The sequence below is a fragment of the Paenibacillus sp. FSL R7-0313 genome (assembly GCF_037969885.1).
Classification (GTDB): domain Bacteria; phylum Bacillota; class Bacilli; order Paenibacillales; family Paenibacillaceae; genus Paenibacillus.
This window is the reverse complement of record NZ_CP150219.1, coordinates 5,153,535-5,175,709: the sequence shown is the minus strand read 5'-3', so window position 1 is coordinate 5,175,709 and position 22,175 is coordinate 5,153,535. Positions and strand designations below refer to the sequence as shown.

The following is a 22,175-nucleotide window of genomic DNA, read 5'->3' as shown; positions in this document are numbered from 1 at the left end:
TTTACTGAAAGCGTTTTCGTAATTTACTATATCATGATTTAATATTGGACAATACCTGCACAATTGGAATAAAAATCATGTGAAAATCAGTGATTTTGCCACATTTATAGATTGTGTAGTTAGCGTTTATTTCATTGGAAATAAAAATCATATGGTTGCTTTTTAATGATAATTAGATTTAAATACCCTGGGAGGGATTTAATATGAAGCTGGATGCACATCAACATTTCTGGGAATACAATGTCGCCGAGTACGGATGGATTGGCGAAGAGATGAAAACCATTCGTCAATCTTTTCTTCCGGAAGATATTAAACCTTTATTGGTCCAATCAGGACTGGATGGATGTATTGCGGTACAAGCCAGACAATCACTGACAGAAACCGAGTGGCTTCTGCAGCTGGCAGATCGGCATGAATGTATCAAAGGTGTTGTCGGATGGGTGGATCTTTGTTCGGATGAAGTTCGGAATCAGCTTGAACTGTTCGCGTCCAATCCATATCTGAAGGGCGTACGTCATGTCATACAAGATGAACCTGATCTGGATTATGTATTAAGAGAAGACTTTCAGCGCGGTATTTCATTGCTAAAAGAGTATGATTTGGCCTATGATCTGTTGGTATCCAAGGAGCAACTGCCTTATGCCGTTGAATTGGTTAAGACGTTTCCTGAGCAGCGATTTGTCCTTGATCATCTAGCCAAACCCGACATAAAATCAGGTATAATCTCACCCTGGAAAGAAGCACTTGAGTCAATGGCCGCACAACCTAATGCGTACTGTAAACTTTCAGGGATGGTGACGGAAGCAGATTGGGCAAATTGGACTCCAAAGGACTTTACAGCCTATCTGAATATCGCCATAGAAGCCTTTGGTGCGGAACGGTTAATGTTCGGGTCCGACTGGCCCGTGAGCAACGTTTCAGCTACGTATTCTGAAGTATACGATCTCATTATGAGTCATATTAATGCCCTACCTATATCAGATCAGCAGATGATTTTTGGCGGCACATGTGCTGCGTTCTATCAAATATCGTAGCGGGCAATCCGAAGCTAAACCGGTTTCAAGAAGTTGACAACTGTTCTGATTCTTGCTAAAGTTTTATCCAATCCGCATAATCATGATCTGGGAATGTTACCGATATGGGCATAACCTGAGCTGGCTTGTTTACACGTAATCGTGTACCCAGGCTGGTTCGGGTTTTTTCTATTTAAGTTGAACAAACGATTTTACACGGGGCGACTGCGCGGCCAGAACAATCTTCCAATCGCTGTTATCCCCAGATTTTTCGAATCCCTTTTTAAAGGGGAAATCCGGTGATAAAGGCGAGTTTATGCTTACGAAGTAGCTTTCCATTGAAAGCTTTTAGCTTCGCTTCTCCAGATTTTTTCTGTCCTCTTAGTTTATGTGTAATTGTGTGGTTCAACTTAAATATTTTGTCTCTATAATTTTCTCGTGATTTGAGCGGATAACTGAACTACATACTTGGAAGGAGAATGATGATGACGAATTTTAAATTTCCTGAAGATTTTCTATGGGGTGGAGCCATTGCTGCGAATCAGGCGGAGGGCGCGTATCTGGAAGACGGCAAAGGACTGAGTATCGTTGACTTGCTGCCAACAGGAGAGAACCGTAGAAGTATTATGAAAGGTCATGTTCCGGCTTTTACGCCGCTTGCTACCGAGTTCTATCCTTCACACGAAGCGATTGACTTCTATCACCGTTACCCTGAAGACATTGCTTTATTTGCCGAAATGGGGTTCAAAGCACTGCGTGTCTCCATTGCCTGGGCACGGATTTTCCCAACAGGAGAAGATGCACAGCCAAATGAAGCCGGATTGCAATTTTATGATAACCTGTTTGATGAATTGTTGAAAAACGGCATTGAACCTGTGGTTACATTGGCTCACTTCGATGTGCCTGTATACCTGATCGAGAAGTATGGCAGCTGGAGAAGTCGTGAACTGGTGACGCTATTCGAAACTTACGCTACAACGGTATTCACTCGATACAAAGACAAGGTGAAATACTGGATGACATTTAATGAGATCAACATGCTGTTACATCTTCCGTTCCTTGGGGCGGGGCTGGCGTTCAATGAAGGGGATAACATCAAGGAAATTCAATATCAGGCTGCTCACCATCAACTGGTTGCAAGTGCATTGGCAGTCAAGGCATGTCATGAGATTATTCCTGGTGCCATGATTGGGTGCATGCTCGCCGCAGGAAGCTTCTATCCGTATACTTGTAATCCGGAAGATGTGTTCCAGGGCATGGAAAAAGATAGAGAGTCCTATTTCTTCATCGATGTGCAGTCACGTGGGGAATATCCGGGTTACGCCAAACGTTTCTTCAAAGATCACGGGTTGAACATTGTTATGCAGCCGGGTGATGCGGAAATCTTGAAGAATCATACCGTAGATTATATTGGGTTCAGCTACTATTCAAGTCGTACAACAAGTACGGATCCTGAAGTTGTCAAAAATATGACCAGCGGTAATGTATTTGGCTCGGTAGCCAATCCATATCTGGCGAAGTCCGAATGGGGATGGACCATTGATCCCAAAGGATTCCGTATTACCGCCAATCAACTACATGACCGTTATCAGAAACCGCTGTTTGTTGTTGAAAATGGATTTGGTGCCAATGACGTGGTTACACCGGAAGGTGAAGTGGATGATGCATACCGGATTGACTACTTGAAACGGCATGTAGCTGAAATGGGTGAGGCCATTCAGGATGGGGTGAACATCATTGGTTACACCAGCTGGGGACCTATTGATATTGTAAGTGCATCCTCAGGTGAGATGAGAAAACGTTATGGTTACATTTACGTGGATCGTAATAATGAAGGTCAAGGAGAGCTGACACGACTGAAGAAGAAGAGTTTTGAGTGGTACAAAAATGTGATCGAATCCAACGGAACAAACCTGGGTGACGAGTAGTTTATATTTTTCTGAATTAAGATGGTCTTGTACGGCAATAAAACATCGGAAGTTTCATCTATATAAATTGAACTAAACATTTACACAAAACAGAGAGGACAGAAAAAAGCTGGGGATAACAGTGATCGGAAGGTTGTTCTGTCATCGGAGTAGCAAGTGTAAATATTCTCTAGTTCAATTTATATAACCATGGGACTTCCGATTGTCCTCACATTGAAAGCGTTGACATATAGTCAGGTTCGCGCTATACTTGACGCAATTATATCGTTTCTGGGATTGTTACTACTCGAAGTAGGCAAAACCTAAGCACCAAAAAAAGCAGACCACCATGTCTTGTTTATTTTGTGATGCTTCAGGTTTTTTTTGTATGCCCAAAAGACGATGTATAACTGCCAAGAGAGTGGAACGTGACGGGGGGATTGAAGTGAAAATAGCAAAGGTTATCAACAATAACGTCATTAGCATCTATCAGGCGGATGGAGCAGAGCTTGTGGTGATGGGACGTGGGATTGCCTTTAAGAAAAAGCCGGGGGATAAAGTAGACGAGACCCGCATCCAGAAAGTATTTGCATTGAAAAACAAACAAACATCCGATAATTTCAAAATGCTGCTGCGTGAAGTTCCGATGGAACTGATTGAAATTGTGGAAGAGATCATCACGTATGCGTGTGAGAATCTGGGCCGAAAGCTGAATGAGAACATCTATGTATCTCTTACAGATCATATTAACTTCGCCATCGAACGTTATCGGGAAGGCGTGGAGATCAAGAACGCATTAATGTGGGAGATCAAACAGTTGTACAAGCCCGAATTCGAACTGGGCCTGAAGACGCTGGAACAGATCAATACCCGCATGAATATTGAGCTTCCGCCCGATGAAGCCGCTTTTATTGCCCTTCATATTGTCAACGCAGAGATGAACGAAGAAGTTATCACAACGATGAATATTACGAAGTTTATCCAGCAGATTATTAATATAGCGAAATATCATTTCAAAATGGAATTTGATGAGGACTCCCTCAGTTATTTTCGCTTTATCACACATCTGAAGTTCTTCTCCCAGCGTGTGCTCAGCGGTACGCATTACGACAACAACTATGATCATTTCTATGACATGATTAAGGAGAAGCATCCTGATGCGGCAGCATGTACGGAGAAAATTGAGATGTTTGTCAAAAAAGAGTACAACCATGAGCTGACCAATGAAGAAAAATTGTATCTGACGGTTCATATCGAACGAGTGGTTAATCGATAATGTTTAAATGTTGACAAAAATGGTTTTATTATAATAATATGTGATTAACAGGAATTGAATACGATTTAACTGGGATTGTTACTGGTTATGCAGGCAAAACCTAAGTCATGAGAAGGTCAGGACCATTGTGTTCCCTTGCTCAAGGCTTAGGTTTTTTGCGTGCAAAAAAATCGGTAAAGGGCCTGTTTGAGAAAAAGTGGGGGTGCAGATCATGAGTCAAGAGAAACTGGCCAAAGAGATTGTAGAACTGGTCGGCGGTGAGAAAAATGTGGAATCGCTGGTTCATTGTGCAACACGGTTACGGTTTGTATTGAAGGACGATGCCAAGGCAGACAAAGCCAAACTGGAGAAAACAGAAGGCATCATCGCAGTCAAAGAAAATGGAGGACAGTTCCAGGTAGTTGTTGGTAACAAGGTGCCTGAAGTCTATAGTGCCATTGGACAGATCAGTAACATTCTGGACGATTCGTCAGATAAAGAAAAACCTCGCAAAGCAGCCAAAGGGCTCGGAGGTATTATCGATATCATATCCAGCATTTTTGCACCACTTCTGGGTGTTATGGCGGGAGCCGGTATTCTAAAAGGGTTATTGTTGATTGCAAGTAATATTGGATGGCTGGAAACGACAGAAACAACATATACAATCCTGTATGCAGCAGCAGATAGTCTCTTCTATTTCCTGCCTCTGTTGTTAGCGGTTACAACAGCACGTAAATTCCAGGGAAATATGTTTGTCGCGATGACGATTGCAGGAGCACTGATCTATCCGTCCATCGTCACGTTGAAATCAGAGGGAACACCAACGGATTTCTTCGGTATCCCTGTCATTTTGATGAACTATTCATCGACGGTTATTCCTATCATTTTAGCTGTCATTGTCATGAGCAAGTTGGAGAAGTTCTTTAATAAGTCACTTCACGATAGTGTGAAAAACTTTGTTACGCCATTGTTTTTGCTAGTGATTATGGTACCACTGACACTGTTGGTATTCGGACCATTTGGTGTCTACGTTGGTAATGCAATTGCAGCTGGACTCGTTGCCGCATTTGGATTCAGTCCATTGCTCGCAGGAGCCGTTATGGGTGCAAGCTGGCAGCTGCTCGTTATCTTCGGAATACACTGGGGTCTTATTCCGGTATTTATCAACAACGTTGCAGTGTATGGACAGGATGGGGTTAAACCAGCTGCGACAGCTTCAATCTTTGCTCAAACGGGTGCTGCTTTTGGGGTTATGCTGAAAACCAAGAACAAAAAACTGAAAACATTAGCGGGATCATCCACATTGACGGCTTTGTTCGGTATTACTGAACCGGCCATCTATGGGGTAACATTACCACTGAAACGTCCATTCATTGCAGGAGTTATCGGTGGTGCAGTTGGTGGAGCTATCATTGGTCAAGCGGGCACATTGGCATTTGCATCCGGTGCACCGGGACTGCTGACCTTGCCAATCTTCTACGGGCCAGGTGGACAAGGCTTCCCTGGATTGATTCTGGGTATCGTAGTATCCTTTGTTGTTTCGGCTGTACTGACGTACATCATGGGCTTCAAAGATCCGGTTGAAGAAGAAACAATAACTGAATCTACGTCATCCGCCCAGCAACCTGCCCGTACAATGAATGCTTCAGACGAAGTTGTATTCAGCCCAATCGAAGGAACGATTGTGGAATTGTCGGAAGTTCCAGATCCGGCCTTTGCATCAGGAGCAATGGGTAAAGGGATTGCGATTGAGCCAGCTGTGGGCAGAGTCGTAGCGCCTTTTGATGGTACAGTTACCGTTGCATTCAAGAAAAAACATGCCTTGGCTGTAGTATCAGACACCGGTGCTGAAATATTGGTTCACGTGGGAGTTGATACTGTTAAATTGGATGGGCAGCATTTTGTTTCCCATATCAAAGAAGGCGATCGGGTCCAAGCGGGAGATCTGTTGCTTGAGTTCGATATTGCACAGATTAAGGCCGCTGGTTATCACACGGTAACGCCAATTATAGTAACCAACTCAGCCAACTACGAAGAAGTGATTCCACAGGCTACAGGTCAGGTTAGTTGCCAAGAGCTTCTATTAAAATTAAGTAGCGGTAATGGCCAGGAACAAAAGTAGATTGATGTACTAATCTGATGGTGCCGTGTTTTCATCGTTCCGTTGACATGGTGGAATTGGAAAATTATAATTAGAATTGTACATCTATACAAGATAATGAAAGGTGGATTATTGAACATGACACATGCGATGAGACTGCGTTTCCTTCCTTTGAATCGGTAATTGAATACGTTCAAAGGCTCTGACCATTGGTTCAGAGTAAACGGGACCAGTCTGTCATTTTCAATCATCCTGACCTTAAAATAAGTGTTATACTCGCTTTCCCGTTTACGTTGAATCACAGGCCGTGGCCTGTGATTCTTTGTTTTTTCTTCTGATTATCTTAATCAGGTAAATAATTAAGTTAAAGGCGCTCAATACAGACTACTGGAGGTAACCGCCATGATGACGTTACTGTTCTATTGATACGAGCTGGCACGATCAGCTCGTATCGATAGAAGCTTGCTTCGCTATCGATACGAAATAAATCTTATTTCGGAGGTAGCGAATATGGAAAAGATATGTTTTGAATTAGAACAGGTTGAGATGACCTATATGGATAAAGTAATCCTGAACATTGAGCGACTGGCTGTGCATCAACTGGATCGCATTGGTGTAGTGGGTGGTAATGGTCAGGGTAAAAGTACATTGTTGAAAATCATTGCGGGGCAGATCCAGCCAACAGCCGGAAAGGTAAAACGTTTTGCAGAGTTTGGTTATTTGGAACAAGTGGAACCACCCCAGTCTAACGAAAGTATCGAAGTTGACGGGGCTTTGCTCAGTAAATTAGCCATACCCCAACACGATCAACCATGGAGTGGCGGAGAACAGACCCGTTTGAAACTGGCTCAAATGTTCACTCATTACCATGAAGTATTATTACTGGATGAACCAACAACACACCTGGATCAAGAGTGCATTACATTTTTGCTGGATGAATTACGTTATTACTATGGGGCAATCGTGCTGATCAGTCATGATCGTGCGGTTCTGGATGAACTGGTGACCACGATCTGGGAAATCCATCAAGGTGAGGTTCGCGTATATTCCGGCAACTATAGTGATTATCAGGCACAGAAGAGGCTGGAGCGTGAACAACAAAACCAGGCCCATGAGCAGTTTTCCAAGGAGAAAAGACGATTGGAGCTGGCCGCTCGGGAAAAGATGAAGAAAGCCGAGAAAATAACGCAGGCCGGAAGCATGTCCAAAAAAGAATCCAAGGCAAAAACAAACCGTATGGTTGAAACAAAATCCAAAGGCACCAGCCAAAAAGCGGTGCACCGCGCAGCCAAAGCGATTGAACAGCGGATGCAACAACTTCACGAGGTAAAAGCGGTGCAAGAGGATCGGCCTATGATCTTCCGTCAGCCAAAGACACTGGAGCTGCACAACCGATTTCCGATTATGGCAGATCGCCTTACACTTGAGGTGGATGGAAACATATTGTTGGAGGATGTAAGTTTTCAAATTCCATTAAAACAAAAAATAGCGATAACCGGAGCCAATGGCAGTGGGAAAAGCACATTGCTTAACCATGTTTTCCATATGGGAGATCAGATCACAATGTCTCCAAAAGCAAAGCTCGGTTATTTTCAGCAAATGAGCTATCGTTTCACGACAAAAGAGACCGTATTACAATTCCTGAAAAATCGTTCGGAATATGAGGAATCGGAGCTGAGAAGTGCATTGCACGCAATGCAGTTTACAGGGAATGACTTGCTCAAGAATGTTGGAACATTAAGTGGAGGAGAAGTGATTCGTCTTCAATTATGTCACTTGTTTCTTGGACAATATAACATTCTATTGTTGGATGAACCGACAAATTTTCTTGATATGCATGCATTGGAAGCGTTGGAGCGTTTTATTAAGGCATATGAAGGAACGATTCTGTATGTATCTCATGATCAGAGGTTTATTGAAAATACAGCGGATCAACAATTTCAGATTACAGAGCGTCAATTAATTCAGGTGTATGTATAAATTGAAATAAAGAACACTTACACGGATCACTCCGATGACAGAACAACCTTAGAGGAAGAGAAGTAACAAAACAGCCAAAGTGATTTTGGCTGTTTTTGTTTTAGAATATGGAGGCTCCTGATCTAATAGGATATGTAGCCTCTATTAAGAATCCGCTTTTATAACCGTGGAATGCATGTTACCTGTGAGGCGTTGAGGTGGAAAAACCATGCGCACGGGCGCAATGATGATGGCAGCAAATACAGCTTTGACCAAATCCCCAATAATGTAAGGATAGAATCCTTGAATCATGGCCTCGGGTAAGGACATTTTGTATGCATAGGCAAGCCAAGGGACACCCGAGACATACAGAAGCAGTGAGCCAAATAGTTCAAATACAACAAAAGCGAGAATGAATCCTGTTACACCTTTGATGTTGATTCGTGCAAGCAGCAGTCCAATCAATAATGCGGAGATCGGCCACATCATCACATATCCTCCGGTAGGTCCAAGCAGTACTGCAAGTCCTCCGGTCCCGTGTAGCAAGGGGAATCCAAGAGCGGTGAGCAGAACAACGATCGTGACACTTAGAAAACCATAGAGTGGACCAAGTAATCCTCCGGCCAGCATGACAGCCAAAGTTTGTAATGTTATCGGTACAGGGGAGAAGCCAATGGGAATGCTTATGTAACCAAAAAGTACTAAAATTGCGGCCATAAGTGCGCTGAATACAATGCCTCGCAAAGATAATTTCATGTTTGAACAATCCTCTCCATTTTGGTAATATGATTGTTAACCAATTATATAAATGTGGTTAACGATTTGGATCGTACCACATAACAATAGAAAGGGAAAGGACTAATTTACGATGCAAGGCAACCTGCCTATAATTACATTAGAAGATGTTCGAGTGCATTATGCTTCCGAAGGTAGTCAGGTGAGGAAAGCGCTGGATGGGGTTTCGCTTACGCTGCACCAAGGCGAATGGATTAGTATAGTAGGAGCGAATGGTAGTGGAAAAAGCACACTTGCTGGACTACTGATCGGTTTCATTCCACTATCGGGAGGCGTACGGGATATCTCGGATGAACTTACCGTTCGGGGGGTATTACAGCAACCTGATGCACAGGTACTGGGTGATACCATTGAAGAGGAATTTCATTATGCATTGTCACCATTAATGAATACTGTAGAAGAACAATTGGAGCAGAGGCAGGACGCATTACATACCGTAGGACTTCAATATCCCCCGGATATGGCCATCTCACAGTTATCGGGTGGACAGAAACAACTGCTTAACATTGCGGTAGCACTCGCGGCCAAACCGGATATATTGATTCTGGATGAGCCAACAGCCATGCTTGATCCAGGAGCAAGAGACCGCATCGAGGCCATCGTTCAGAAGATTACCCAGCGGGGGACAACGGTGATCTGGATTACGCACCATCTGGAGGAAGCAACCCTGTGTGATCGAATCATTGCTATGGAGAGGGGACGTTGTGTGTACAACGGGACGCCGGAGTCATTTTTCTATGAAACAGAGATGAATGAGAAGGCTACTCGGGAAAATGTACAGCTATCTCCCTGTGAACGGTTAGGATTGGACCCCCCTTTTACTGTAAAAACTGCGTTATTGCTCAAGCAAAAAGGTATGATGCCAGAAGCCATGCCACTGCGACCTGAGCAACTGGCCAAGGAGGTCGCACGTTGGAGATTGAGCTAAGCAATATACGTATAGGAGCATCGGAATCGAGTAAACGTGCTCTGCTTGAAGATGTGACAGTGCAATTGAACAGTGGGGAAATCACGTTGTTGCTGGGCTGTACGGGTTCAGGAAAAACGACTCTACTACAGACATTGGCTGGTCTGAGACCTCCCGATGCAGGAAGTATCACATTGGATGGCACACCTTTCTGGAAAGAAGGAAAAGTGCCGCAGTCGATTTTATTGCAAATGGGATTATTGTTTCAATTTCCGGAACAACAACTGTTTGCGCGAAGTATTCAGCGTGAATTCACATATTCTCTGCGTCCCTATCGACTTTCAGAGAAACAGCAACAAGAGCAGATCACAAAAGCACTGAACCAATGGGACCCGCCAGTTTCCTCGGAGTTGGACCGACGTTTTCATCTGGACAGGTCGCCATTTGCTCTAAGTGGGGGAGAGAAGCGCAGGCTTGGACTTGCTCTCGGAAGTGTGACCAATCCACACTGGCTTCTGCTGGATGAGCCAAGCGCCGGGTTGGAAGCGCAAAGTGTCGGGCTTTTGCTGGATGTATTGGCGCAACATCGTCTGGCAGGTGGTGGGGGCGTGGTAGCAACCCATGATCTGGATACATTCTTGCCTTGTGCGGATCGAGTATTGTTGTTGCAGGAAGGCCGTCTAATCGCCGATCTTACGCCGATAGAACTTCACAAAAGACCTGAACTGCTGGAGCAGACAGGGATCGGACTGCCACCATCGATGAGACTGGCACAGCAGTTAAGAGCAGCGGGTCTTCAGCTGCCTTTAACCGCGATGACGCCAGAAGAGATGGCTGACTGCATTGTTCAGTCTACGTTAATTGAGGTGGGGATTCAGAACGAGTCGATAGAAACATCAGGGACGGTAATGATGGAAGTCAAGAGCGATGCAATGAAGGATGAAAAAGAAGCACTGATGCTGTCGTCCATTAAAACGGAAGATGATCCGAAGCTTCTTCCGAACACATTGACTCATTCAGGCGGATTATATGGCGTTATGGACCCGCGTTTGAAATGGATTTTGTATATTTTGCTGGTCACCGCAGCTATGCTTCAACAGCGATGGCTGGGATTGACGTTAACACTGGTGCCGGTAGTAGCAGCACTTGCCGTGCTCCCGCGTCAGACTTTGGCTGGATGTATGAAGTTAATGAAGCCATTATTATTCTTTTTCATCATATCATCGGCGTTATCTGGGACAACTCTTTCAACAGAGGGAGGAGGTCTGCATTTTGGCTTTTCCCTGATGCAGGCGGAGGGCACTTTGCTGAATGTGTATCGTTTGTTTATCGTCACATTGGCAAGCCTTTGGTTTTCGTTGACGACACCTTATGGGCGAATGGTAGAAGGGCTGAACTGGGTACTCGGTATCGGTAAAAAAATCAGGCTGCCCGTAGCTTCGTTTGCACTTGCTGTATCGTTAATCTTTAGGTTTATCCCGATGATCTGGAGTGAGTGGCAGCGATTCTCACTGATCGTGCGGGCACGTGGAAAGGCAGCTTTAAGACCAAATACCGTTCGAATTCGTGACCTGGGTCCGATGGTGATTCCCTTGTTGATGGCACTGTTCCAACGTGCAGAGGATATGACCATTGCGATGGAAATGCGTAAAGTTAGAGAGCACTCTACGCTCGGAGGACGTTCATCGTTATTGGTATGGTCCAAACGCGATACCTGGATTAGCATGGCTGGCCTCATTGCTTTTGTACTTTTAATATGGATTCGCTAACTGTGATGGCGATAATGATCGTGATGGATCCGGTAATGGATCAAAACCTAAACGCAGTGTTTTCCAAAGGTCATGCATAAATGCGTTTGTCCTCGCTCACAATAAGTGGACGTTGGTCATCTGAAGTGGATCAGGAGGGATAAACGATGAAAGATAAGTTTTTGCGTGAAGATCGGCAAGAATATACCGATGTGTCTACGGTGGAGTCGCAGCGAAACGATATCACACTCGAAGAATTCCCGGAGGGTCCTTACGGTTCATCTCTGTTATCCGAGTCTCTTGGGAAAAGTTCTCCGTGGCGCGTGGACCAGCGGTCTGCACATCGTTTTGATTATGAAAATCATGAGCTTCACGAGGGAGACGTACGGGATTATCCAGGTCAGGATGTTTTTGACGAAACGGTTCCGGATAACGTGTCCAAGCCTCAATATACGGAAGAATCGTAATGAGATTTTGATATAAAATAGAGCGTAGCCTCCAACAGGTTTTTCCTGTTCGGGGGTTATTTTCGTTGTGTTGTGTTTAATGAAAACAAATCTCCTCCAATTCCACATTATGGGTTATTATGTTTGTAGCTCGAAGTAAAAATTTGGTTGAATATGCGGGGGGACTTGGAATGAGAGAGATCGATTATAGTCAGTATTTCTGGCAGGATGATAAGATCAGATTACGTGCTTTGCGTGAAGAAGATTGGGAGGATCATTATTATAACCGCTTTGATACACCTGCCCGTCGGTTATTGGAGTGTGCAGTAGAGTTGCCGCCAACCCATGTTGAAGCGAAGAGTTTCACGGAAAACTTCTCTGATTTTTCTTTAACCAAAGGAAGGATCATGTTTACAATTGTAAATATGGATGGTGAAAATGTCGGAGGTGTGAATCTGAACAGCATTGATGAAAGGAACGGTACCTTTAGCATTGGCATTCAAATTGACAGGGATCATCGAGGAAAAGGATACGGAACCAGAGCCGTTCGAATCTTGCTGAACTATGCCTTCTTCGAGCGCAGGCTCAACAAATTTAATGATTATGTACTCCAAGGAAATGAACCTTCCGCAGCAATGATGAGAAAACTTGGATGTGTTCAGGAAGGTGTGCGTCGCCAGGTGATCTATATGGATGGAAAATACCAAGATCTGATCCTCTTTGGATTGACCAAAGATGAGTTTATGGAAAAAGAGGGGCTTGTTTGAAGTAAAGCTAATAAGCTGAAATTAAGTGTGTAGTAGGAGGAACTATGAACCAACCCATACTAACCGATGAATTAATCATCAATTACAAGGATATTTATTTACGTGAGTATCGACTCGAGGATTTGAAGAAACTGCAAGAAATTACGTGGCAACCTGAGGTGTATGAATTCCTACCTGGATGGAACGCTACGATTGAAGATAGGACCCTGTGGCTCACCGAATATGAAATCCCTGAGAATCAGCGTTTTAAACAAGCTGTAGTGGCGGGAGGGGATATCGGAGAGTTATATTTACGTATGGCTATCGTACTCAAAGAAAATGATGAGTTTATCGGATGGTGCTGCTCAGGGATCAAGGACGAACTGCCAGCACCCAATCGGGAGATTATGTACGGTATTTCGAAGCATTTCAGAAATCGTGGTTACACAACGCAGGCGCTCAAAGGAATGACAGATTATTTATTTGAATATACAAATGTGGAAGTGTTAAATGCCATCGCTTTGACTAACAATCAAGCATCCAATAAGGTGATACAGAAATGTAATTTTGAACGGTTAAATTTGATCGAAATCGAGAATGAACCCTATATCCATTATCAACTGTGTAAGGGCAAAGGTCATATTTGATTGAACGTTTATCCTCATTGAAAATAGCTATAATATGAAAATTTCGGATCAGGTTAGACAGTTATTGCTGGCTGCCTGATTTTTTTGTATTTATTTTAAGAAGCTACTGAGGAAACCTTGTTAGGGTACGTGTTCTCTTACATAAAACGCAAAAAATTGGCCTATTGGACAAGGATTGTGTTAATAATTTTCTCCGCGATAATAGCGCTCCAGTTTGTTATCCAAATGAACAAGCTGCGCTTTTTTCTCCTCGATATCATTCAGCAACTTTTGCTTTTGATCCTCAATCAGTTTGGTTCTTTCCTTCAGCGTGGAGGTTCCTTCATTGACCTGATCATAATACTTTTTAATGTCTTCCACACTCATCCCGGTTTCACGAAGACATTTGATAAAAACCAGCCAGTTCAGATCCTCCTCCAAATAAAGACGGTTATTCTGCTCATTTCGTGCAGCAGGTTTCAGCAGTCCTTTTCTTTCATAAAAGCGGATCGCTCCAATGGAGATCTCAACTTTTTTCGCTACTTCTCCAATCGTTAACATGATAATTCCCCCTTTTATAAAAATAATTTGACCTACACTAAGTGTAGCATAGTAACTTAAACATTGTTAAATATAAATCAAATTATGGAAAGAAGGATTCGCATGAAAAAGACTGTTTTTGTAACCGGAGCAAATAAAGGAATTGGATATGAAATCGTCAAGCAGTTGGGTGAAGCGGGTTGGAAAGTTATTCTTGGCGCACGTAGTGTCGAACGGGGGGAAGCAGCTGTTTCCGAGTTAACTTCCAGGGGATTAGACGTAGAATTTGTACAGATCGACATGTGCGACTCGAAGAGCATTGAGCAGGCAGCCGATACGATTCAGAAGACTTATCCTGCAATAAACCTTTTGATCAATAACGCCGGTATGCCTGGTGCATTCTCTCATTCCTTCACGGATACAAAAGAGGAAGATCTGCGGAACGCATTTGAAGTGAACTTTTTCGGCACCTTCCGTTTGAATCAGCGATTGTTCCCGTTAATCAAAGATAATGAAGGCACAATCATTAATGTATCAACCGACATGGCTTCTCTGGACCATATGCAAAATGCGGAATTTACTTTAAACGCCTTCGACTATAATTCATCCAAAACGGCCAACAGTGCAATGACACTTTCGATGGCTTATGAAGTTAAAAACAGCAGGGCTCAAGTCTTTGCAGTAACACCCGGATTTACATCAACAGATCTTAATGGCAATGCCGAAGGCGGTAAATCAAAAGAAGCCGGCGCTGCGATTATCGTGGGCTATGCGACGGATGGCAAACGCCATAACGGAGAATTCCTAGATGAGAATGGCGTATACCCTTGGTAATCTACCGTTCATACTGGATGATCTTGTCCCCCGGATGATAGCGGAATGTTAGATGAAGTATTTGCTTGGTTCCGTTACTTAGATATCAAGGAATATGAGAATACAACGTCGAATAAAAAAATAATTTAGTTTTATCTTGTTTATATGCTCTAAATGAAACAAACACCAAACGTAGACGAACATCTTTCTTGTACTAAGTTAACGGAGCATGTACTATAAATCGTATTTCTAACAAGCGTATCAATCGGAGGTATATATTTAATGGAGGTTTCATTATACAAAGCAGATTTAAAAGATGCAGTGACTGTTCATGAAATGAAAATCAAAGCATTTATGCCTTTGTTGGAAAAATATCAGGATTTTGAAACAAGCCCCGCTCATGAAACCGTAGAAAGAATTATTACTCAAATCAATCAATCTTTTACAGATTATTTCATAATTCATCATCTTGAGGTTGCTGTTGGTGGAATTAGAGTCGTGAAAAAAGATAATCAGATCTATAGTATTAGCCCAATTTTTATACTGCCAGAACATCAAGGAAAAGGAATTGCTCAAAGGGTCTTTACAATGGTTGAGCAGATATATGAGGATGCAAAGTTATGGAAATTGGGTACCATCTTACAAGAAAAAGGAAACTGTTATTTGTATGAAAAGATAGGCTACAAAAAAACGGGTGTAACAAAAGCAATTAACGACGAAATGACAATGGTATTTTATGAAAAGCATTTATAAGCATCAAATCCTTGAATAAGACGCCTCAGATTCGTTAGCCTGAAAGCGCGAAAGGCTGAAACCAACTGGGTTACTACTCTATACTCTACACTCTATCAATCAGATACAAAAAGAATCCCCCTTTCATTCCTCAACCGAAATGAGTGGGGGATTCGTCATGCAATGAGAAAGCCGAAATTAAAATAGAAGAAAAGCATCGTTTGGAGAGTTTGACTAGAGCATGAGTAATGATCAAGTAGATCTTACGTAGAGCTGCTTATAGCCAAATTATACCTACTTGCAGCCGACGCTCTATTTAGACATCTGCCTTATACAGCGGGATCAAAATCATAAATTCAGTTCCCGAGCCTACCTGACTTCGTACAGTAATTTTCCCACCATACGACTCCACAATCGAGCGGGTAATGGCTAGACCCAGACCTGCACCCCCTTGTTTGCGCGAACGAGAACTGCTTGTGCGGTAAAATCGCTCAAAGATATGGGGCAGATGTGCAGGTTCAATGCCTGTACCATTATCCTTTACTGACAATTCAGCCTTATGGTGTGTGGCATACAACGTTATGGAGATGGCTCCATGCTCTGGATCGGTGTGCTGCACCGCGTTATGGAACAGATTCAGTACAACCTGCTTCAGCTTGTAAGGGTCAGCAAGTACATGTACCTCAGCCGTCAGGTCGAGATGAACGGATCTTTGCTGAGCCATCATGGCAAGTTGTGGTTGCATTTCGAGCAGCAGACTGTCGAGCTGAATGACTTCCCGCTCCTGTTTCGGAGCCTGATCCAGCTTGGTCAGGAGCAGTAAATCTTCAACCAGCTTGTTAATGCGTACGGATTCGCCGTGCATACTGTCCAGTGCTTTATACAATTGATCTTGATTGGTCGCTGCACCCCGCTGTAGAACTTCAATGAAGCCGTGTATGGAGGTAAGCGGGGTACGAAGCTCATGTGAAGCATCGGACAAGAAACGCTGCATCCGCTCTTTCGATTCCCGTTCAGCTTCAAACGAGTTCTCCAGTCTTTCAAGCATACCATTGAATGAAACGGCGAGCTGATCCACTTCCTCTTGTCCCTGAACGACGGGAAGGCGTTCTGCGAGGCTGCCTGCATCGATCTGATGTACTTTATTCACCATGTTAGATAGAGGAACCAGCGTCCGGCGTAATACCTTAGTGTATAGAATAAGACCGGCGACCATGGCCAACAGCGATAACATGAGGAAGATCAGAAGCTGTTTAATAATCAAGTCTCTAAGTGGCTTCGTGGCCGTTCCCATCTGGACCATCGGTAAACCGCGATTGCGTGGACCGGGTGAAGCGAATACAATCAATTGCTCATTCCCTTGGCTATCCGTGACGATCCGGTAGGGAATGTGTTTTTGTTCTTTTAACTCATCTGTAATGTCCTGATATTCAACGGTTGATAGATGAGGGGCCTTCAGACCGTCTTCCCCAAAAACATCCTCGAACGTACCTTGGTTATCAAACAGGGCCAGTGAACGGTCAGGAATAAACAGCACCCGATTACCAGACCCGTTTCCTGCCTGTCCACCAAAAGGATTGTTGGATGAGCCACTACGTGACTGGATTCCGAGCCAAACCGGGGGCATGGACATAAGCTGTTCTTCCATGGTTTTTGCCTGATTCCGGTAGAGAAAGCTTTCCATGATCCAGAATTGCAGAATACCGATTAACAATAACAGCCCAGCAAGCACGAACAGAGAACGTGAGAGCAATTGAGATCGTAATGAACGAGGCCAGATCCATTGGTGCAGACGTCTTAAACGAAGTTTATTTTTCTTACGCAGCGAGTACATCAGAGATCCACCCTGTATCCCACACCCCGAAGCGTGCGAATGAGTTTATGCTCCTTATCCCCGAGTTTGTCGCGCAAGGAACGAACGTAAACCTCCACAATATTTTCTTCCCCGCCAAAATCATACCCCCACACCCGGCTTAGAATAGTCGCTTTGCTAAGTACAATCCCATGATTTAGCACAATAAATTTTAACAGTTCGTATTCGGTAGGAGATAGCTCCAGGACCTGATTCTGATAGGTGATTTCTTTGCGCTGATCATCAATTCGGAAGGGACCGTGGGTGACGGCTCCTATTAATAAAGGAAATTGATTACGCAGTCTGGCCTGAATCCGGGCGAGCAGCTCGTCAAAGGCAAAGGGTTTGATCATGTAATCGTCAGCACCTAACCAAAGGCCCTTAACCCGATTCTCGACTTCATCCTTCGCTGTCAGCATAATTACGCCAACCTCGGCACCGGTCTTACGCAGCCGCTCGACCACTTCGAATCCATCCATCTCTGGCATCATGACATCCAAAATAGCCATATGTGGCTTGAATTCAAGCGCCAACTCAAGCGCAGCCGCTCCATCCGGTGCTGTACGCACATCGAAGCCTTCATTGCTTAATCCAAGTTCCAGAAATTGCAAAATATGTGGTTCATCATCTGCCAATAGTATTTTAATTCCGCTGCTAAGCTTCATAATGTACGTTCTCTCCCTGCTTGATCCATCTAGACTTCTCCCTCGCTTCGGAGGGACTGTATGTTGTATTATCGCTTGCTAAACTGAAATTTAGCTGAAAGGATTGTGAATTATCCTCAGACAACATTCAGCGGGCACTCATCCCAGTTTTATTTTGGCATGTCACAATACTAGACATGAAGAACTTTGAAGGAGTGATTAACATTGAATAACACCAAAAGAAGGATGGATCTTGTCCTTCTGCCGATTGTATTACTGGCGGCATTTCTGAATGGGTACGGTATCTGGAACGATCAATATGCCAATTCCTATTATACGACTGCCGTTGGGAGTATGCTCAGCAACTTCCATAACTTTTTCTATGCTTCACTAGACTCAGCAGGCTCGGTCACTGTAGATAAACCACCTGTTGTCTTCTGGATCCAGACGGCCTTTGCCTATGTCTTTGGATTGCACGGATGGAGCGTTATTTTGCCGCAGGTATTAGCGGGAATCGGTTCGGTGCTCCTGATCTATTTCATGGTGAAACCTACATATGGACTTGCAGCAGCACGAATCTCGGCACTTGCGATGGCGACTGTGCCTGTTGTGGCGGCAGTCAGCCGGACCAACAATATTGACAGCATGCTGGTGTTTACACTACTGCTGGGTTCATGGTTTTTGTTCAAAGGCAGCAAACAAGGCAGTGCTTGGCGCATTCTGGTTGCTTTTGGGTTAATAGGCGTAGCCTTTAATATGAAAATGCTTCAAGCCTACATGATTCTCCCGGCTTTTTACTTGTTCTATCTGCTCGCATTTCAGGCGAAATGGAGAAGGAAGATCATCCTGCTGATCGGCAGCACAGCGGTTCTGGCGGTCGTTTCCTTATCCTGGGCGGTCACTGTGGATTCTATACCCGAAGACGAGCGGCCTTATATCGGCAGCAGTGAAACTAACTCGGTCATGGAACTCGCTTTTGGATACAATGGTCTGGCTCGCCTAACGGGTCAGCAGAATACCGCAGGTAACGCAGGTATGCCAAATGGTATGGGACAGGGAAATAATCGTGGCAATCGAGGAGACTTGTCTTCAGGCCCTAATCAGACGGGCAGTGGTGTTCCTGGCGCTGGGCAAGATGTCAATGCACCGGATAACGATAATATGAATGGTTCGAACGGCTTGAACGCCATGGGCGGCATGAGTGGGCCGAATGGCAATTTCCCGAACGGGCAGATGCCGAATGATATGGAAATGCCGAACGGAAGAAATTTCGGCGGAGGCTTGGGCGGAATGTTTGGAACAGGGGAAAAAGGTCCTCTGCGTCTGTTCCAGACTGAACTGTCAGGTCAAGCTAGCTGGCTTCTGCCAGTTGTGCTGCTTGGATGCATTGCTATATTTGCAGGATTAAGACGGAGAAATATAACCAACAAGCACAAGGAGGCCTTGTTCTGGCTGGCATGGCTGCTTCCTGTTGCTGCTTTTTTCAGTGTGGCAGGTTTCTTCCATCAATATTATCTGATTATGCTTGCACCTCCAATAGCGGCGCTGACTGGTGCAGGATTTGTAGCGATGTGGAAGTCATATCGTGATCGCGTTGGATGGCAGGCATGGTTGCTTCCGGTGTCCGTGCTGCTGACGACTCTGTTTGGCTGGTATATCATGCAGGTGTATAACGAGACGATTGGTGCAGGCTGGTCCATTAGTGAATTGATCGCAGGCATTCTGGTTACGGTCATCCTAATCGTTATGCTTCATCGCACACATCAATGGAAACAGGGCTTCATTATCGCGGGATTCATGGTGATGCTGATCGGTCCAATCTACTGGGCATTCACCCCAATTACTTACGGTGGCAACAGCATGATTCCGGCAGCAGGACCTACCGGTTCCAATGGCATGTTTGGTGGGGCAGGAATGGGCATGCCGATGGGTAACGGTGCAGGAGACACAGAAATGCCTACAATGGGTGGCCGTGGCGGAATGGGTAACCGTAACGAAGAAGTGGATACAGCCACACTGAATTATCTGAAAGAGCACAATACAGGCGAAACGTATCTCTTTGCCACTACGGACTATAATCAGGCAGCACCTTATATCATCGATGAAAGAGCAGCGGTCATTACCCTTGGAGGTTTCTCCGGCTCAGACCCGGTGTACACAACAGAGGAACTTGAGCAACTCGTCAAGAGCGGGCAAGTGAAATACTTCATGGTGGGTGGCATGGGTGGCCGCGGAGGGAACTCGGATATTAGCGATTGGATCAAAGAGCACGGAACCGAGATTCCAACGTCAGAGTGGAAGACAGGTACGGACAGCGGATCCATGGATAACGGTGACACGGAGAATGAAGCTGGACTTGGACTTGGACTTGGATTTGGATTCGGATTTGGCGGACAGACCACCTTGTACGAAGTGAAATTATAGCTATATAAATTGAACTTATCATTTAAACGATAACGGAGAGGACAGAAAAAACCTGAAAAAGCGAAGCGTTCGCCTTTATCCCCGGATTTTCCCTTTATAAAAGGAATCAAAAAAATCTGGGGATAACAGCGATTGGAAGGTTGTTCTGTCATCGAAGTATGCAGTGTAAATAATCTTTAGTCCAATTTGTATAGAATGAAAATCTCGAACGAAGTCCATTGGAAAAGGGAGGGGACAAACATGGCTCACGCGTACCGATACAGCATTATTATTCCCATGTACAACGAGGAAGCGGTGATCGAGGAGACATATCGGCGTCTGAAGAAGGTCATGGGCAGCACGGGAGAGAGCTATGAACTGTTGTTTGTCAATGATGGAAGCGTGGATCGAAGTGCACAGATGATCCGTGATTACGCCCGTTGGGACGAGAGTGTGAAGCTGATCGATTTTGCCCGTAACTTCGGACATCAGATTGCGATAACAGCGGGTATGGATTATGCAGTGGGGGATGCGGTGGTTATTATTGATGCGGATCTGCAGGACCCTCCCGAACTGATACTGGATATGATCGCCAAATGGAAAGAGGGTTACGAAGTCGTATATGCCCGTCGCACCAGAAGAAGCGGGGAAACTCGCTTCAAAAAATGGTCGGCAAGTCTGTTCTATCGTGTGCTTCGTGCCTCAACGGATACGGATATCCCGGTAGACACCGGAGATTTTCGCCTGATTGACCGCAAAGTATGTGATGAGATGAAACGTCTTCCGGAGAAAAATCGGTTTGTGCGCGGTTTGGTCAGTTGGGTCGGATTTCGTCAGACTGCGATTGAATATGAACGTGATGAACGTCTCGCAGGCGAAACAAAATATCCGCTGAAACGCATGCTGAAGCTAAGCCTGGATGGCATTACTTCATTTTCGCATAAACCACTCAAGCTTGCAGGTTATGTAGGTGCGATCCTGTCGGTAGGCGGATTCATCTACATGTTAACCGTTATTGGTTCGGCCATCTTTACGGATTCAACGATTAAGGGATGGCCCTCCATTGTGAGCATCATGCTGATGTTTAACGGATTCATACTGATCATGCTGGGCATTCTGGGCGAGTACGTTGGCCGAATCTATGATGAGACCAAGGCACGTCCGTTATACATTGTGAGAGATGTGGTTCAGGCCGAGGGCCAGCAAGCGCAATCCCGATTGACAGCCCGAGTTGCTCATCATGACTAAGCGTCTAGTTACACTCTTCAAGTTCGGTATTGTGGGTGTTGCAAATACGGCAGTGGATGCGGTGATATTTGCTTTGCTTGCAGTGATCGGTGTACCGATTCTGATGGCTCAAGTAATCTCGTACAGCTGCGGCGTTGCGAACAGTTATTGGTTGAACGGCAGGTGGACTTTTCGGGATGCGGCACGAGAGAGCGGCGATAGAACGAAACTTATTCGTTTTCTAATCACCAATCTCATCGTTCTCGCGTTATCTGCCCTCATTCTGATGACTTTGCACGATATGCTGGGTTGGAGTCTCGTGATGAGCAAGATCGTGGCGACCTTAATGGGGATGGTTCTGAACTATATGGCCAGCAGATATTGGGTGTTTCGTATCGCTACTTAACTGCCCACAGCGTGCATTATTGGTTATAAGAAGCAAATGAAAGGAGTGTATGATG

19 protein-coding genes are annotated in these 22,175 nt (G+C 44.6%); 15 read left to right on the top strand and 4 right to left on the bottom strand.

Annotation, left to right across the window (positions count from 1 at the left end):
- Positions 1-203: 203 nt before the first annotated feature.
- From NSQ38_RS22405 to abc-f, 5 genes are all read left to right on the top strand, one after another.
- Complete coding sequence (locus NSQ38_RS22405; protein ID WP_339784102.1) at positions 204-1,034, top strand: amidohydrolase family protein; 831 nt, start codon at positions 204-206, stop codon at positions 1,032-1,034.
- A gap of 464 nt (positions 1,035-1,498) precedes the next feature.
- Complete coding sequence (locus tag NSQ38_RS22400) at positions 1,499-2,941, top strand: 6-phospho-beta-glucosidase (RefSeq protein WP_339790651.1); 1,443 nt, start codon at positions 1,499-1,501, stop codon at positions 2,939-2,941.
- Between the two features lie 424 nt (positions 2,942-3,365).
- On the top strand, positions 3,366-4,196 hold the full coding sequence (locus NSQ38_RS22395; RefSeq protein WP_339784101.1) for a PRD domain-containing protein: 831 nt from the start codon (positions 3,366-3,368) through the stop codon (positions 4,194-4,196).
- A 211-nt stretch (positions 4,197-4,407) separates the two neighbouring features.
- Complete coding sequence (locus tag NSQ38_RS22390) at positions 4,408-6,297, top strand: beta-glucoside-specific PTS transporter subunit IIABC (RefSeq protein ID WP_339784100.1); 1,890 nt, start codon at positions 4,408-4,410, stop codon at positions 6,295-6,297.
- 489 nt (positions 6,298-6,786) lie between these two features.
- A complete protein-coding gene (gene abc-f / locus NSQ38_RS22385; protein ID WP_339784099.1) occupies positions 6,787-8,256 on the top strand; it encodes an ABC-F type ribosomal protection protein in 1,470 nt (489 codons plus the stop codon).
- 144 nt (positions 8,257-8,400) lie between these two features.
- On the opposite strand, the gene NSQ38_RS22380 is transcribed toward abc-f, so the two are convergent.
- Entirely contained in the window at positions 8,401-8,991 is a 591-nt protein-coding gene (locus NSQ38_RS22380) for a biotin transporter BioY (protein ID WP_036608438.1), read from the bottom strand.
- A gap of 112 nt (positions 8,992-9,103) precedes the next feature.
- Here NSQ38_RS22380 and NSQ38_RS22375 point away from each other — a divergent pair, with 112 nt between their 5' ends.
- From NSQ38_RS22375 to NSQ38_RS22355, 5 genes are all read left to right on the top strand, one after another.
- A complete protein-coding gene (locus NSQ38_RS22375) occupies positions 9,104-9,958 on the top strand; it encodes an ATP-binding cassette domain-containing protein (protein WP_339784098.1) in 855 nt (284 codons plus the stop codon).
- On the top strand, positions 9,943-11,706 hold the full coding sequence (locus NSQ38_RS22370; protein WP_338594389.1) for an ATP-binding cassette domain-containing protein: 1,764 nt from the start codon (positions 9,943-9,945) through the stop codon (positions 11,704-11,706). Before NSQ38_RS22375 ends, NSQ38_RS22370 begins: the two co-directional genes overlap by 16 nt.
- A 146-nt stretch (positions 11,707-11,852) precedes the next feature.
- On the top strand, positions 11,853-12,152 hold the full coding sequence (locus NSQ38_RS22365) for a hypothetical protein (RefSeq protein ID WP_338594391.1): 300 nt from the start codon (positions 11,853-11,855) through the stop codon (positions 12,150-12,152).
- 170 nt (positions 12,153-12,322) lie between these two features.
- Positions 12,323-12,898: a GNAT family protein gene (locus NSQ38_RS22360; RefSeq protein ID WP_100528943.1), complete on the top strand. Its 576-nt coding sequence runs from the start codon at positions 12,323-12,325 to the stop codon at positions 12,896-12,898.
- 44 nt (positions 12,899-12,942) lie between these two features.
- A complete protein-coding gene (locus NSQ38_RS22355) occupies positions 12,943-13,524 on the top strand; it encodes a GNAT family N-acetyltransferase (RefSeq protein ID WP_339784097.1) in 582 nt (193 codons plus the stop codon).
- 180 nt (positions 13,525-13,704) lie between these two features.
- On the opposite strand, the gene NSQ38_RS22350 is transcribed toward NSQ38_RS22355, so the two are convergent.
- The gene (locus NSQ38_RS22350) at positions 13,705-14,064 is read right to left on the bottom strand and encodes a MerR family transcriptional regulator (RefSeq protein WP_091031062.1); all 360 of its coding nucleotides are present in this window, start codon (positions 14,062-14,064) and stop codon (positions 13,705-13,707) included.
- A 102-nt stretch (positions 14,065-14,166) separates the two neighbouring features.
- On the opposite strand from NSQ38_RS22350, the gene NSQ38_RS22345 reads away from it, so the two are divergent.
- Complete coding sequence (locus NSQ38_RS22345; RefSeq protein ID WP_339784096.1) at positions 14,167-14,877, top strand: SDR family NAD(P)-dependent oxidoreductase; 711 nt, start codon at positions 14,167-14,169, stop codon at positions 14,875-14,877.
- A gap of 261 nt (positions 14,878-15,138) precedes the next feature.
- A complete protein-coding gene (locus tag NSQ38_RS22340; RefSeq protein ID WP_339784095.1) occupies positions 15,139-15,609 on the top strand; it encodes a GNAT family N-acetyltransferase in 471 nt (156 codons plus the stop codon).
- A 295-nt stretch (positions 15,610-15,904) separates the two neighbouring features.
- Here NSQ38_RS22340 and NSQ38_RS22335 read toward each other — a convergent pair whose 3' ends face one another.
- Together NSQ38_RS22335 and NSQ38_RS22330 are read right to left on the bottom strand one after the other, a co-directional pair.
- On the bottom strand, positions 15,905-17,422 hold the full coding sequence (locus NSQ38_RS22335) for an ATP-binding protein (protein ID WP_339784094.1): 1,518 nt from the start codon (positions 17,420-17,422) through the stop codon (positions 15,905-15,907).
- Positions 17,422-18,105, bottom strand: a complete 684-nt coding sequence (locus NSQ38_RS22330) for a response regulator transcription factor (protein ID WP_036670730.1) — start codon at positions 18,103-18,105, stop codon at positions 17,422-17,424. The genes NSQ38_RS22335 and NSQ38_RS22330 overlap by 1 nt, the downstream gene beginning before the upstream one ends.
- Before the next feature lie 225 nt (positions 18,106-18,330).
- On the opposite strand from NSQ38_RS22330, the gene NSQ38_RS22325 reads away from it, so the two are divergent.
- The 3 genes from NSQ38_RS22325 to NSQ38_RS22315 all read left to right on the top strand — a co-directional run bounded on the left by NSQ38_RS22325 (position 18,331) and on the right by NSQ38_RS22315 (position 22,120).
- Positions 18,331-20,508 carry a glycosyltransferase family 39 protein gene (locus NSQ38_RS22325; protein ID WP_339790648.1) on the top strand — a complete coding sequence of 726 codons (2,178 nt, stop codon included), beginning with the start codon at positions 18,331-18,333 and terminating at the stop codon, positions 20,506-20,508.
- A gap of 240 nt (positions 20,509-20,748) precedes the next feature.
- A complete protein-coding gene (locus tag NSQ38_RS22320) occupies positions 20,749-21,735 on the top strand; it encodes a glycosyltransferase family 2 protein (RefSeq protein WP_036608414.1) in 987 nt (328 codons plus the stop codon).
- Entirely contained in the window at positions 21,728-22,120 is a 393-nt protein-coding gene (locus NSQ38_RS22315) for a GtrA family protein (RefSeq protein ID WP_339784093.1), read from the top strand. The genes NSQ38_RS22320 and NSQ38_RS22315 overlap by 8 nt, the downstream gene beginning before the upstream one ends.
- Positions 22,121-22,175: the final 55 nt, after the last annotated feature.

Excerpts from the sequence above, each read along its gene's own strand:
- NSQ38_RS22405 (WP_339784102.1), top strand. The coding sequence starts at position 204 with ATGAAGCTGGATGCACATCAACATTTCTGGGAATACAATGTCGCCGAG.
- NSQ38_RS22400 (WP_339790651.1), top strand. The coding sequence starts at position 1,499 with ATGACGAATTTTAAATTTCCTGAAGATTTTCTATGGGGTGGAGCCATT.
- NSQ38_RS22390 (WP_339784100.1), top strand. The coding sequence starts at position 4,408 with ATGAGTCAAGAGAAACTGGCCAAAGAGATTGTAGAACTGGTCGGCGGT.
- abc-f (WP_339784099.1), top strand. The coding sequence starts at position 6,787 with ATGGAAAAGATATGTTTTGAATTAGAACAGGTTGAGATGACCTATATG.
- NSQ38_RS22380 (WP_036608438.1), bottom strand. The coding sequence starts at position 8,991 with ATGAAATTATCTTTGCGAGGCATTGTATTCAGCGCACTTATGGCCGCA.
- NSQ38_RS22375 (WP_339784098.1), top strand. The coding sequence starts at position 9,104 with ATGCAAGGCAACCTGCCTATAATTACATTAGAAGATGTTCGAGTGCAT.
- NSQ38_RS22365 (WP_338594391.1), top strand. The coding sequence starts at position 11,853 with ATGAAAGATAAGTTTTTGCGTGAAGATCGGCAAGAATATACCGATGTG.
- NSQ38_RS22360 (WP_100528943.1), top strand. The coding sequence starts at position 12,323 with ATGAGAGAGATCGATTATAGTCAGTATTTCTGGCAGGATGATAAGATC.
- NSQ38_RS22355 (WP_339784097.1), top strand. The coding sequence starts at position 12,943 with ATGAACCAACCCATACTAACCGATGAATTAATCATCAATTACAAGGAT.
- NSQ38_RS22350 (WP_091031062.1), bottom strand. The coding sequence starts at position 14,064 with ATGTTAACGATTGGAGAAGTAGCGAAAAAAGTTGAGATCTCCATTGGA.
- NSQ38_RS22345 (WP_339784096.1), top strand. The coding sequence starts at position 14,167 with ATGAAAAAGACTGTTTTTGTAACCGGAGCAAATAAAGGAATTGGATAT.
- NSQ38_RS22340 (WP_339784095.1), top strand. The coding sequence starts at position 15,139 with ATGGAGGTTTCATTATACAAAGCAGATTTAAAAGATGCAGTGACTGTT.
- NSQ38_RS22335 (WP_339784094.1), bottom strand. The coding sequence starts at position 17,422 with ATGTACTCGCTGCGTAAGAAAAATAAACTTCGTTTAAGACGTCTGCAC.
- NSQ38_RS22330 (WP_036670730.1), bottom strand. The coding sequence starts at position 18,105 with ATGAAGCTTAGCAGCGGAATTAAAATACTATTGGCAGATGATGAACCA.
- NSQ38_RS22325 (WP_339790648.1), top strand. The coding sequence starts at position 18,331 with ATGGATCTTGTCCTTCTGCCGATTGTATTACTGGCGGCATTTCTGAAT.
- NSQ38_RS22320 (WP_036608414.1), top strand. The coding sequence starts at position 20,749 with ATGGCTCACGCGTACCGATACAGCATTATTATTCCCATGTACAACGAG.
- NSQ38_RS22315 (WP_339784093.1), top strand. The coding sequence starts at position 21,728 with ATGACTAAGCGTCTAGTTACACTCTTCAAGTTCGGTATTGTGGGTGTT.